We start from the raw sequence: 12,668 nt of genomic DNA on the forward strand, positions 1-12,668 counted from the left end.
CAAAACGCAAAAACGCCGACTCCCCGATGTGGGACGCCGGCGTTTTGTTTATTGCCTTGGTAGAGTAACGCTATTCGTTTTCGTCAACGGTCGGCGGTCACTCGTCGAGGATGCCTGGATAGCTCGGCCAATCGTCGCCCCAGTCTCCGGGATGAACGACGGGATAATCGGGCATACCAGGATAGGCTTCGCCGGGGTGACCTGACTGAAGGTTGTCTGGCGCAGAGTAACCCGGCGGGACGTGATAGGGATGGTCCGGCGGCAGTCGCGGCCAGACGTGAATCGGCGGCGGTGACTCGATCACGACCGGTTCTTCGGGTGGCGGCGGCCAAGGGTAATCGTTCGGCCACCAAGGTGGGCGTGGGCCAGGGTCGGGAGTGCCTGGCGGATAGTCGTCGGGCCACACCGGCGGCGGTGGCGATGGCGGCGGAGTGAGAATGATTGGACCGTCGTCGTCTTCCTCGGGATCGTAGGGCGGTTCGCTGCCGGGCGGATCAAACGGCGGGACAAAGGGATACGGCGGCATTTCCGGATAGTCGGAAGGATACGTCATTGCAGGGCACTCCGTTGCAGAGGATCGGGATGGAAGAATGCGGTGCGTTTGCTGGGGCACAAGCGGCACTGCGGGATAGATTTGGTTTCGATGAAGGTTTGCAGTTCTTCATCCGTCGCGTTTTCTGAACACGCTTGGTAGTCGCGGAAGAGTTGCCATTGCGGCAAGTCTTGTAATCGAAGTTTGGATTCGAGCTTGGCGAAGTAGGCGAGCGCAGGACATTTCCAAAGCTTGCTTTCGTGAAGCTGCGTGCATGTCTTCTGCATGCAAACTTTGAACGCGGCGTTGGGCCGCGAGGCGAAGGGCATTGGCTTTCCGCCTTCGACCCTGTATTGACGCATCCAGCCGCGGTGCGACTGTCGAATCTTGATGCGAATGCTGGGAAACTGTTCTCGCCAGCGCCAAACCAGGTGTTTGACTTCGCGAAAGCGTTTGACGTACTCGTCGTGCATTCCGTGTTGGCTGACTTCGAGTCGGCAATTCGTTTCGATGAGTAGTTTTGGCAACTCAGGAAACCGATGTAGAAAGAACCCGTTGGTAACGAGCATCAGGTCGCTGTCCCAATGCTGTCTCGCAAGCTTGATGTGTTCCAATATTGCGGGGTTCAACAGAGGCTCGCCGCCGAGCAACGCGAACCGAGTCGGCTTCAGCCGATGCGACCATTTCTGGTAGTCGGCATCGGCTTGCTCGATCGTGGGCATCGCGCCGGGCAAATGATGGTCGCTGTAGTGGCTGCATTGCTGGCAGGACAGATTGCAACCGTGGGCCAAGTGATACTCAAGTGCCGGCAAGTTGTGGCGTTGCATTGGCGTCCTCCTTAACGCGAAGTCGAAAGCGCCGGGCGTTGACGCCAAGCTGCAACAGAAAGCGGGTTAGCACCAAGTGCGATGAACCGGTTTCCGTATGACTGCACATTCGTCGATCCAATTGGTCTAGCTCGTCTGACCACTGGCCTGTGACAATCAAGTCTGGATAGATGGCCAGCAGGTTCGCGGCGAGTTGTGGAGTGAAGATCGGTCCGATGTCATATTCAGCCGGTGGATCATTTCCCCATCGTTGAATCAATTCTTGCGTTTCAGCATTGCCCGGAAATGGCAGCTCTGGTGGTACGCGACGTTGCCAATGACAGGCATCAATGTGAGCTTTTGAGCGACCAACAAAATGGTAGACGTAAGATTGCATGACCGGATTGATGGCCCAGGCGGCCGAGTAGATCATGCTGACGTTGAAATCGGGCGGTAAGAATTTGATGTAGCCCGGATGGTCGTTGTAAAGCTGATTGACGATCAACGACTCGTCGGTGGCTTGATCGCTGGCACCCCACGTCGGAATCAAATTCCGAATGATGCGAGCAAACATTGGCCCGTACATTTCTGTGCCGTACAGATAGAGTCCACCATTGGGATGCAGCCATGTCGGTGCCGGCCGCACACCGCATCGCTTCGCCCAAATCTCTTGCGCCCGCTGCTGCCAACCTCCATTGTCGATCCGATTATTGGCTGATTGACGCTCGGCAACCATTCCGAATTGCTTCGGGGTCAGCAGATCAAACGGCGAAGGACAGTCCGATCGGATCAACATGTCGTTGTCTAGTTGCAGCACGTGCGCCGGCCCGAACTCTTGATGCACGTGATCGCAGACAAACATCTTCTGCCAGAATGGATGCACCGGTTGAAGGTGATCGTCAATCCAAAGCACCTCCGCGCCCCATCGTTTCGCGGCAGCCTCATAGCTTTCTCGTACGTTCTGCGATGCTCGCCGTGGTGGCAAGTCGAGGACCGCAATCACTCGTTTCATTTCCATACAACTTTCTCCAGTCCGTGTTTGTCCAAACCGGCTTTCAAGAACTCCGGTCGCCGTCGTTGATAGCCGGGCGGGTCGACGTGCTCATGTTTGAACGAGTGATTCAGATCGACTGCGACGTTCATGCCGGCGATCTTTGCTCGCCAAAAGAAGTCCCAGTGCTCTTCGACCTTGAGTGACTCGTCCCAGCGGATCGCTTGCAGGATGTCGCGATAGGCAACAAAGCAGTTGCCGACGTAATGGCACCAGCGAATCGAACGCCGCTGCCGGTAGCTGCCGAATGTGATCCGCAGTGTTCTGCCGTCGACACGCAACATGCGAGGACGTTCGTCGTTGTTACTGAGCGCCGCCAGCAGGTCGAGATCGTGATGCTTGTTGAGCGTCCCGATTAACACGGGAAGACGCGTTTGATTCGTCACTAGATGATCGTCATCGGCGAAGACAACGATCGGTGTGTCGCCAGAATCGAGCAGCCTGTTGCGACCGGCGGAAAGGCCGATGTCGTATTCGGCCTCGATCAGTCGATCGACCATGGCGGCTTCGTCTGGACAAACGGCCGAGAATCGCAGCTCCGGGTTGCCGTCATCGAGGACGTGGATCAGCGGACGCTTGTCGCCATAGTGGTCGTAGATGCTGCGAACGAGCGCCGCACAGCAATGCGGACGATGAATCGTCTTGATGCAGAAAGTTGCTTGATTACGCACGGACGATTTGACCTCCTGGATAGCGCAAGGAATGGAAACCGTGTTTGCGAAGGCCCATCGCACGGAACTTCGCTCTGCCACGCAGGTCGCGATAGCCGGTTCCGGCAACATGGGCGTGGACGACGGAGCAGTCCGTGGCGACCGCGATTTGCAGATTGGCGAGGTGACTCGCTCGGTAGAAGAACTCCCAATGCTCGTAAGTCTTCAGGGCCTCGTCCCAACGGAGCGTCGCGATTGTTTCCTTGCGAGCGAGAAACGCGTTGCTGACCATGTCGCACCAGGCCACGGTGCCGACACGTTTCTTTTCACCGCGGTGCATCCAGATGCGTTTGCCGTTCATCAGCGGCGAAAGCATCGTGGGTCGACCGCCTCCACCTTGCCTTACTGCCAGGATGTCGAGTTCGTGAGCGGCGAAGTACTCGCAGACGCGGTCGATGTGAAAATCCGCCGTAACGACGTGATCGTCGTCGAGCAGAAAGATGTACTCGGTCTGCGCAGCATCGATCGCCGCATTGCGTCCGACTCCGACGCCCACATCGTGCCGATCCAGGTTGATGACCGTGCAATGCTTGGCGGTTTCGGCATACTTCGCACTGAAGCGAAGTTCCGGCCGACCGTCGTCGACAACAACAATGGTTGGGTCGGCGATTTGCTCGCGCAGCGACTGGACCAGCCGATGGCAGGACCAAGGCCGGTGAATCGTCTTGATGCAGAACGTGATGTCTGCGGTTGAGATGCTATTCAACATGGCTCTCACCCAAACTTCCGGAGATCAGGATTGACGTGTTCGATCGCCGACTGGATTTCATCCGGAGTCGGCGTGATGCCGAGAAACTCGACCAGATTGCCAATCACTTCCTCGGGATACGTCACCAACTCGGCGAACTCGATCCGGAACACCGGCACGTCAGGATGCTCAGTGATGAAGTTGTCTCGGTGGTCACGGAGACTGCGTTGCAGAACTTCGCACTCCTCATCGTTCGCCGCGAACCATTGCCCACGATGTTTCTCGCTACGATTCTGTAGCGAGCGAATCGACGCTTCGATGTCTCGTTCGACGGAGATGATTCGCAGTGAATCGCCCAGCCCGGCGTGAAGGTGATTCACGAAGCGACATAGATGCGGATACTTCGCTCCAGAGACCGTTTTGTCGCGGTTGGCTTCTGATTTGCGACTGACGATCCACGACTTGAGCATTTGAGTCAGTTGGTCGTCGCTAACATTCGGATCGGTAGCCGGGAAACGCATCACCTTTTCACAAAGCTGTGCCAGCCCAACTGCCTCGCCGCCTCCGGTCGCTTCGTAGCCACCGAGTTGGTTACCCATGTGAACGCCCAGGTGATGCATCACCATTGCGACACACGACGTGCCGGCGCGGTGCGGTCCAAGCACCGCAAAGAACGGTGCGTCCGAATGGTCAGCGTTCTTGGCGTCATTGAAGAACCGAGTCTGACTCCACTTCCGTCCGCATATGTTGGACTTCGTCGGAAGTTGTCCAACGAGCCAGCGATCGGGCGTGTAAACCGCGATGGATTCTTTTTGGATGTTCTTACCTTGCACGAGTGCTTGGTAACGGCGCTGGATCAATCGACCGAGGTGATGGTCGATGTGATGCTTGGTGTGCCAGTCGTTCCAAGTCAAATGGCGATAGAGAGTTTTCATCGCCTCGCGTCCTCGCACCATAAACGCGTGCGTTCGATTCACGTTGTACGGACGATAGACGTGTTCGCTGACCTTATGAGGCGGGTTCTTGCCGGCGTATAAATGTTGGCCGCCGAGATACGCCATGCCCCAGTCAGCCGGCAATTCCGCAATGAACTGCTGCAGTCGTTCGCAAAAGTCATCGCCGAAACCGGCGTCGTCTTCAAAGACGACATACGAGTCGATGTGTTCGAGCAAACACTTTTCGAGAATCAGTAAGTGAGATCGGTAGCACCCCCACGCTCCGTTCCCAGCCCGCCACTGCGGGGGCGTGGCCACGCGCCGGCCGTCGATCGCGGCGAATCGTTCGGGTTCGGGGAACGGCCACGGATCGGGAAGCTGCCGCATCCAGTCACGCAGCCGATCATCGCGTCGATCGAGGTTCATCAAGAAGCAACGTTCAACGATCGAATTCGTCCTCCGGATCGTCTTGGTCTGGTTCGGGTGCCCCTTCGGGGAACTTTCGCTCGTACTTGCGGATGGCAGTGCTGACGAGACTGCGGGCGACTTTTGCTGTAAACCTTCCATGCGGGAGTCCTCTTGCTTGGGCTTCTTCGAGTAACCAATCGACGATCGTGTCAATGTTTCGGCGGCATCCATCGGCACCCCAGTCGTTCATCGTGTCGACGCGCGTTTCGCAGTTGCACGTCTCGCTCGGCTTTGCAAACCAAGCGATCATTTTCTTGAGTTCGTTGCCGGGACCAGGTCGGTAACTGCTCATCTTCAGCGTCGCCGGAATCGGGTCTTCGTCTGGCATGTAGTTGCGAAGCAGTGTTTCCAGCTCGGTGACGTCCTGTTTGCGTCGCTTCTTGTTGACCAATGCCATGCCGATCGTGACGACGTTGATCGCGCACGGATTGTCATTGGCCTGGCACGCGTTGCACGCGGTCGGTGTGGTTTGAACGCGACATCCGGCGAGTTGGCATGCCACTTCGCATTGGTTGTCGGGCGTTAGGTGTGGGCAATGCATCATGCTGTCATCCCTGCTACTGCTCCATCGAATGAACCGGACGAACTGGGTGGATCGCCGGGGTCTTCACAATCACTGCTCACCAGTTCCCAACCGCACGACCAAATCCAAGTGCTGTTGCAAGGTTCACTCGATCCGCTGCTGTCTTCGGAAGGTTCCTCGGTTGAATCGCTTTCGCTCGGCCGATCGGAGCCGTCGCTGCTATCGGATGTACTTTCGCTGGGGCGGTCGGAACCGTCGCTGGGTGGGTCAGAGTCGGATGTTGAGTCGTTGCTTTCGGATGGTTGATCGCTGGTGCTTCCAGATGAATCGCCGACACTCGGGTCGTCGCTCGCGCTTGGCCGATCACTGTCAGAACCATCCGATCCCGAATCGCTAGTCGACCGTGAGGTTGAATGGGATCCAGAACCACTTGATGACGCTGGCGCACTGGTGGAGTCATCGCTTCGCGAGTCGCTGCCAGAATCCGATGTACTCGTTGATCGAGAGTCGGAACCAGATCCGCTGCCGCTGTCGGATGCGGAGGCACTTACGCTGCCTGAGCCTGAATCCGATCCGCTGCCTGATGCAGAACCACTTTGACTTCCGCTAGCCGAGGCACTGTCCGAGTACGATGCCGAAGCACTCGCTGAGTAACTTTCCGAGTCTGAACTGCGGTCGTTGCTTGATTCGCTCTGGGACTCGCTTGCAGATGGCGATGTGGAATCGGACGTTGATTGCGATTGGGATTCCGATTGGGACTCACTCGATACAGAATCGCTTTCGCTGCTCGTCGACGAATTCCAACTAAACGAAGGCGCACTCTCCGATCCGGACTCGCTTCGTGATTCACTTTCGGATGTGCTCGATTCAGACTGGCTGGATTCAGATGTCGATGATTCGCTGGTTGATGAATCACTCTCGGACGCCGATGACTGCGAACTACTGGCGGACGGACTGCTGGTTGATTCGCTTGATTGCGAGGTGGACGAATCGCTCGACGAACCGGAATCGCTTGATTGCGAGTTGCTCGACGACGAATCACTCGCCGATGAACTGGACCCAGACACGCTTGGAAGACTGATCGACGTACTCGAATCACTCGATTCGCTTGTCGATGAGTCGCTGGACTGGGAATCAAACGAACTGCCTGACGAATCACTCGATGCGGACGACGATCCATCGGAGCTTGATGAACCACTGTTGCTGGGCAGACTGGATGAGTCGCTCGACTCGCTGTTGGATGAATCGCTTGATTGGGAATTCGACGAACTGTCGGACGAACCACTCGACGCCGACGAGGAACCGTCCGAACTGGATGAACTGCTCAGGCTCGGCAAACTAGTCGATTTGCTCGAATCGCTACTCTCCGACGAATCACTTGATTGACTACTGCTGTCGCTGCTCGATGAAGACGCTGAACTGTCGCTTGAATCGCTGCTGCTGGATGCGGACGAATTAAGGGAGGAATCGCTGCTGTCGGATGACGACGAGTCTGAGGATGATTGACTACTCGACGACGACTTTGATGAAGACGACGAACTGCCGGAACTGCTGCTCGATGAGGGGCTGCTCGATGACGAACCGCTGCTTGATGAGGACGAAGACGACGGACTGCCGGACGACGAGGAGGATGATCCGCTGCTCGACGAACTAGAACCTGAAGGACTGGTACTGGAGGAGGACAAAGAACTGCTGGAACTCGACGACATGCTCGATGAGCTTGAGCTGCTCATGCTCGAACTACTCGACGAGCCATTGCTGCTTGATGAACTTCCCGATGACGAGGGCGATGACGAAGAACTGCTGGACGATGAATCGCTGCTAGAACTGCTACTGGAACCTGAACTCGACGAACTGCTGGAGCTTGATGAACTGCTCGAGCTACTGCTGCCATCGCAGCAACGGCAACCAATCGTCAAGTACGCCGATGTGTCTTCGTGAAAGTGGCAGACGATCTGTTGGCTCGCCAGCAGCGCGTAGTCGCACACGTTGTAAACCGAGACGGCAGGGCCAATCGGTTTCCATCCGCCATCAAATCGAAGTTCACGAGCCGTTCCCCACGACTTTGCTTTGATACGTTTTGCGGGTTTGCAGAGAAGCGTTTGCTTGGGCGGGTCGATCACCCAGGATCGCTGACCGTCGAACTGAACTTCCAAGTATTGCTTTGGCGAATCGGCGATCGGTCCGCGAATACGCTGCGCCGAGTGATTCCGAGCGGTGATTCGTACTGTGTCCCCAGCCGGATCGGTGACCGCTTCGATCTCGCCCGCTTTATCGAGTTGATAGAGGTCGCAGTCCGCACTGCCCGTCCGCATTCCTCGGCGACCAGCGATACCGCCGGTCGGAACCTCGACAAGGTAAACCGGATCAGCAGGCCGCCCGACACGAACGACTGCCCATTGGTCACCGAGTTGGTTAAGGTCACGTCGCCACAGAATCTGTGCCGATCCATCTGGTTTCGATTGCAGCGTGTCACCGGCCGATTCGCCAACGTCTGCAAACTTATGCCAAGTCTTGACAACGTTGACTCGCGCGGCCACCACGCCATCGAACACCACGCGGCCGACCTTGTCTTCCGCGATCGGTTCGATGGCGACCCCAACGCGACCTGTGTGTTCATCCTCGGTCGGGCGCACGCACTCGATCGTTGCGTCGCGAACAAAGCGGGCCAGTTCCATTGGCCCGACGGTCGGATCGGTCAGCGGCGACTCAAAGCCGACGATTCCGCCAATCGGAACTGTGGTTGCCGATAGGTTGTGAACGCGAACGGTTGCGGCGTTTCGCAAATGCGTGCGAGGACCACCTCCGCCCGGCAGTCGATTGCGATGCGCGGCTTCGGCAGCGACAAGCAATCGGTTGTATTCAGCGGCGGTGATCGAAAACTGATCGCCTGGTTTCACGCGTCGGGTCATTAGCTGATCCCCAACACGTTGAAGTTTCCTCCGTGATAGACCTGTTCAACGTACGCTGCCTCAGGAACTTGCAGCACACGATCGCCGACCACTTTCTCGCCGTGTTTTACCCATAGGTAGTCCCAACCCTGCTTGGTGATTCCGGTGATGTTGCCAACCGTCATCGCGAACTCGTTCGGACGAGCGGCGAAGTGGTAAGTTACATCGACCCAGTTCTGTTCATCCTCGCCACCTTCGCCGCCAAGAAACAACGCTTCACCGGGAGAGAAGATCGACCACGCACCCGAGTTAACGCGGCCGGTCATCGAGACCATTGCAAGCAGATATGCCGTCGAGACGAACTCGAACTTCTTGCGAACGGAGAATTCAAACGCGGGGACGGTGATGTCGACGCCGGCGACGCCGGAATCGCTGACGCCAATCGCTCCGTGATAGACAGGTGCCGCGATTCCCGGCGCGGAGTAGATGCCTCGAGTCTGCAATGACTGATTCAGATGGGTTGTCGCTCCCGTTGTACTGAACGAAACCGGATCGAGTTTGGTCTTGTTGATTGTGACGCTGACCAAAGCGTGCTTTTGGTTGATGTACTCCGAATCAATTTGCAGATACGGGATCAATTCCTTGTGATTTGCCTTGTAGTACTGATACAAAGCACTCGCAGCGGCGGCCGGATCGACAGCCCCGCCGTTCGTCGCAACGTAAGAGGTGAAGTCGGAGTGTAATTTTCCTCGCGACGCCTTTTCGGACAGAGCCGCAACCTCAAAGTCGTATCCACCGGTGGAGATTGACATCAGCTAAACACCAACCCTCCCGACTGCGAACGCTCAACAAGACGTCGAGTGTTCTCAGCAGTCTGGATGATTGCACGTTTCATGTCCTCGCTGAACTCACCGCCCGACATCGCAGGCAATTGCAATTGCGACGTGCTGTTGGAGATTGCCGAGTCAAACGCAGCGAGGGAACGACCAACGGATGCGAATGCTTCGGTGATCGCGGCAACGTCGAGCGTCGGCGGGGATTCCATCTCGATCGGATTGGGCTGCCCTGAAAGCTCTGGTAGATCCAACGGAACGTCGACTGGGTTCTCGGCGACGACCTCGTTGTTTTGCTCGCCGTTTACGTTTTGATCGTCGACTTGTTCAGGTTCCAACCTCAACTGCGGCGCGAAGATGACCTCGACGGGATCGTCCTCAGCGGCAATGGGCTCCAACTTCTTCAGTGGCTCGGGAGCCTGTTGCGGAATCGTCGAAGCTCCACTGCCGAGACCCAAGCCGCGCGCATCAAAATTGCCAGCGACTTCGGTTCGATCGGTTTCCGGACCGTCAGCGAACTGGTCCATCGCTGCCTGGGCGTTTGGATCCAGGTCGAGACGGAGGTCTTTCGCGTTGGGGGTCTGCAACTCGGGGTCGTCGATGCCGGGGAGATCGACCTTGGGAATATCGACTGCGCCAGGCTCGGGCATCTTGGGCGGAGCGACTGGTGATTCCGGCGGAGCGGCCTGGTCGGGTTTCGGCTCAGCATCGGAAGGGGCCGTCGCGTTGTTGGCTCGTTCCACCGCAGCATCGAACTCGGCCTGTGCCGTTGTGATTTGATCGTCGCGTTCCTTGTTGCGATCTTCAACGTTTGGCCGACCTGCTTCGCGTGCCGCTTTCGCTTCCACTCGCATCTGATCGAGCGTGCGTTGCACTCCGACGGTTGTGTCGTCGATGATTTGTTGACGATTCGACTGCGCCGCATCGTTTTCGCGGAATTGTTGTTCCTTGGATTTGTCGACAACTGCATTCTTCGCATCGGTCTCGTTGTCGATCGCCCGCATGTCGGAGTCGATGTCCGTACCTTCGCGAGCCTTGCGGCGTTCTTCGAGTTGCGAAGCGATGCCTTTCTGCATCTCAACTCGGTTCGCTTCGATCTGCTCCTTGCGTTTTGAACGGCGACGCTGACGCTCGATGATCGCTTGCTGACGCTGTTGCTCCTCGGCAGCATCGGCCGCTTGAGTATCGGCGTCGATCTTCGCCATTTCGACATCGACGTTGATGTCATCGTCAAACAGGCCTTTGAGTTTGATCCACGCCTTTTTGAGGAACCCCACGGTCGAGTTCCACATCGACTTCACTTGACCAACGAACACGGTCCAAGTGTCGACAAGGTAATCGACGGTTTCGACCCAAGCATTCTCGACGCCGGCCAATGCGTTGATGAGCACTCCGCCGATCTGCACCGATACGTCGCCCGCAATGTCAACGAGTTCGTGAAGTTTGAGGAATCCCTTCTTGAGGAATCCAATCGTGTTGTTCCAGCCTTTTTGCACGGCGGACGTGAGGATCGTCCAGCCATCGGCCATGAATCCGAGGGTACTGTTCCATACGCCAGCGAGCCCAGACAAGGCACTAATCAGAACATCCCCGATCGCGTAGGCGGAGTCGGCCCACACGTCAGAGATGTATTGAGTGAAGTCGGCCCAAATGCCCTTGATGTAGGTCGTCCCTGTGACCCATTGCAGTTTCAAGTAAGTCCACAACACATCGGTCGCCGCAGTGATGTCACCAGCAGCTAGTGCGTTGGCAATCGCACCAAAGGCGGCGAGGGTGTCGGCCTTGAGTGTTTCAAATAGACCTTTGAGATACTCGACCGCCTGGCCGGCGATGCCTGTGGAGTAGAGGAAATAGCCACCGAGCGCGGCGACGGCTGCCACAACAAGACCAAGTGGCGTGAACAACATTCCGACCGCTGAGACGATGATGCCGATCGACGCTCCGATGAATGAGAAAATGGTTGCGAGTCCGCCAACCGCGAATGATGCAACCGCGGCGAACGATCCAAGTGCGAACAATGCCGCGCCAATCGTGAAGATCGCGATGGCACTCGCGGCGGCGATTTTGACAATCTTTTGATTCTTGTTGATCCACTCGATCACACCTGACGCGGCGCGACTGAAGGCTTGCACCATCGTCGTGACGCTGCCTTCGAGTGATTCACCGATCGCAATCGCGACGCCTTCGATCGAAGATTTCAGGATTCGGAACGCTCCACCGAGTCCGCCTTCCATTTCCTCAGCAGTCTTGCCGGCGATCCCGCCGGCCTTTTTTAGCTCGGAATACAACTCGCGGGTATCGGCGACACTCTTGCCAATAGAGCTGGCAGCGGTGATGCCCAGCAGTCCGAACACCTCGTTCAGTTTCTCAGCCTTTTCCGCCGTTCCCATCTTCTCGGTTGCAGCGGCGACTTCGCCGAGAACGTCAACGAGTGATCGGCCGTTGCCTTTCGCATCCTTGGTCGTGACGCCAAAGGTGGTTTTGAATTTCTCGCTTTCGGCGGCACTGATCGTCAGCAGGCGGCGCATTGCGTTGCCAGCCGATGAACCCTGGATGCCCATATTTCCGAGCGTACCGAGGATCGCGAGTGTCTCTTCGAGACTCATGTTCGCATCGGCAGCGACGGGGCCGGCATAGGACAAGGCTTCGCCGAGAGATTCCACCGTGTTGAACGACTTGTTCGCTGCAGCGGTCAGTCCATCGGCCACTCGCGTCGCTTCGCCGGCTTCCATCCCGAACTGACGAATTGTTGCTGCCATGATGCCGGATGCCTGAGTCGCGTCCGTGCCAGTTGCGCGGGCCATATTCATCACGGCGGCCGTCATCTTCTCGATCTGCTCCGGCTTGAAACCTGCGCGACCGAGTTCGGTCATCAATGATGCGACTTCGCTGGCGGAGTAACTGGTGGTTGCTCCGAGCTTCTTTGCCGTATTGCGAAGCGATTCAAGCTGAGATCCAGTCGCTTGCGTGATCGCAGCAACGCCACGCATGGCATCGTCGAAGTTGGAGAAGATTGCGACGCTGCCGGCCAGTGGTGTGGCGGCAGCCGCGCCGAGCCCCATCAGTTTGGTGCCGAGCAACCGCGTCGATGCACCGAATGATTCCAATCGCTTCTGAGCCGACCGCAGACCTTTGACGAATGCTGAATCCTTGGTCAGCAATTCGACATAGGCGGATCCGGCTCGGACTTGGGACATGGAGACTCGTTCTCACGGGGTTGGAAGATTGCGC

The 12,668-nt window shown here is 57.1% G+C and carries 13 protein-coding genes; 4 read left to right on the forward strand and 9 right to left on the reverse strand.

The features are described from left to right. Window positions 1-97 precede the first annotated feature (97 nt). From LOC70_RS10915 to LOC70_RS10945, 7 genes are read right to left on the reverse strand one after another with little or no spacing between them, the layout of a single operon-like run. Window positions 98-553: a hypothetical protein gene (locus LOC70_RS10915; RefSeq protein ID WP_146414950.1), complete on the reverse strand. Its 456-nt coding sequence runs from the start codon at window positions 551-553 to the stop codon at window positions 98-100. After that, window positions 550-1,359 (reverse strand): radical SAM protein, encoded by an 810-nt coding sequence (locus LOC70_RS10920; protein ID WP_197137941.1) that lies wholly within the window; start codon window positions 1,357-1,359, stop codon window positions 550-552. The genes LOC70_RS10915 and LOC70_RS10920 overlap by 4 nt, the downstream gene beginning before the upstream one ends. Continuing rightward, window positions 1,331-2,350 carry a hypothetical protein gene (locus LOC70_RS10925; protein WP_230253605.1) on the reverse strand — a complete coding sequence of 340 codons (1,020 nt, stop codon included), beginning with the start codon at window positions 2,348-2,350 and terminating at the stop codon, window positions 1,331-1,333. The genes LOC70_RS10920 and LOC70_RS10925 overlap by 29 nt, the downstream gene beginning before the upstream one ends. After that, complete coding sequence (locus LOC70_RS10930) at window positions 2,347-3,060, reverse strand: glycosyltransferase (RefSeq protein WP_230253606.1); 714 nt, start codon at window positions 3,058-3,060, stop codon at window positions 2,347-2,349. The genes LOC70_RS10925 and LOC70_RS10930 overlap by 4 nt, the downstream gene beginning before the upstream one ends. Further along, complete coding sequence (locus LOC70_RS10935; RefSeq protein ID WP_230253607.1) at window positions 3,053-3,808, reverse strand: glycosyltransferase family 2 protein; 756 nt, start codon at window positions 3,806-3,808, stop codon at window positions 3,053-3,055. Before LOC70_RS10935 ends, LOC70_RS10930 begins: the two co-directional genes overlap by 8 nt. Before the next feature lie 5 nt (window positions 3,809-3,813). Then, the gene (locus LOC70_RS10940) at window positions 3,814-5,148 is read right to left on the reverse strand and encodes a glycosyltransferase family 25 protein (RefSeq protein WP_146439894.1); all 1,335 of its coding nucleotides are present in this window, start codon (window positions 5,146-5,148) and stop codon (window positions 3,814-3,816) included. A 13-nt stretch (window positions 5,149-5,161) separates the two neighbouring features. Next, the gene (locus LOC70_RS10945) at window positions 5,162-5,734 is read right to left on the reverse strand and encodes a hypothetical protein (protein WP_146439895.1); all 573 of its coding nucleotides are present in this window, start codon (window positions 5,732-5,734) and stop codon (window positions 5,162-5,164) included. On the opposite strand from LOC70_RS10945, the gene LOC70_RS10950 reads away from it, so the two are divergent. The 4 genes from LOC70_RS10950 to LOC70_RS10965 all read left to right on the forward strand — a co-directional run bounded on the left by LOC70_RS10950 (window position 5,726) and on the right by LOC70_RS10965 (window position 7,654). Next, on the forward strand, window positions 5,726-6,019 hold the full coding sequence (locus LOC70_RS10950) for a hypothetical protein (protein WP_230253608.1): 294 nt from the start codon (window positions 5,726-5,728) through the stop codon (window positions 6,017-6,019). The two genes, LOC70_RS10945 and LOC70_RS10950, sit on opposite strands and share 9 nt — an antisense overlap. Window positions 6,020-6,025: 6 nt before the next feature. Beyond that, entirely contained in the window at window positions 6,026-6,313 is a 288-nt protein-coding gene (locus LOC70_RS10955; protein ID WP_230253609.1) for a hypothetical protein, read from the forward strand. Window positions 6,314-6,391: 78 nt separating this feature from the next. Beyond that, entirely contained in the window at window positions 6,392-7,099 is a 708-nt protein-coding gene (locus LOC70_RS10960) for a hypothetical protein (protein ID WP_146439896.1), read from the forward strand. A 321-nt stretch (window positions 7,100-7,420) separates the two neighbouring features. Next, the gene (locus tag LOC70_RS10965) at window positions 7,421-7,654 is read left to right on the forward strand and encodes a hypothetical protein (RefSeq protein ID WP_197203817.1); all 234 of its coding nucleotides are present in this window, start codon (window positions 7,421-7,423) and stop codon (window positions 7,652-7,654) included. Window positions 7,655-8,624: 970 nt separating this feature from the next. Here LOC70_RS10965 and LOC70_RS10970 read toward each other — a convergent pair. Beyond that, window positions 8,625-9,416, reverse strand: a complete 792-nt coding sequence (locus LOC70_RS10970; protein WP_146439898.1) for a hypothetical protein — start codon at window positions 9,414-9,416, stop codon at window positions 8,625-8,627. Beyond that, entirely contained in the window at window positions 9,416-12,634 is a 3,219-nt protein-coding gene (locus LOC70_RS10975) for a phage tail tape measure protein (protein ID WP_230253610.1), read from the reverse strand. The genes LOC70_RS10970 and LOC70_RS10975 overlap by 1 nt, the downstream gene beginning before the upstream one ends. Window positions 12,635-12,668: the final 34 nt, after the last annotated feature.

The organism is Rhodopirellula halodulae, assembly GCF_020966775.1.
Taxonomy (GTDB): Bacteria; Planctomycetota; Planctomycetia; order Pirellulales; family Pirellulaceae; genus Rhodopirellula; species Rhodopirellula halodulae.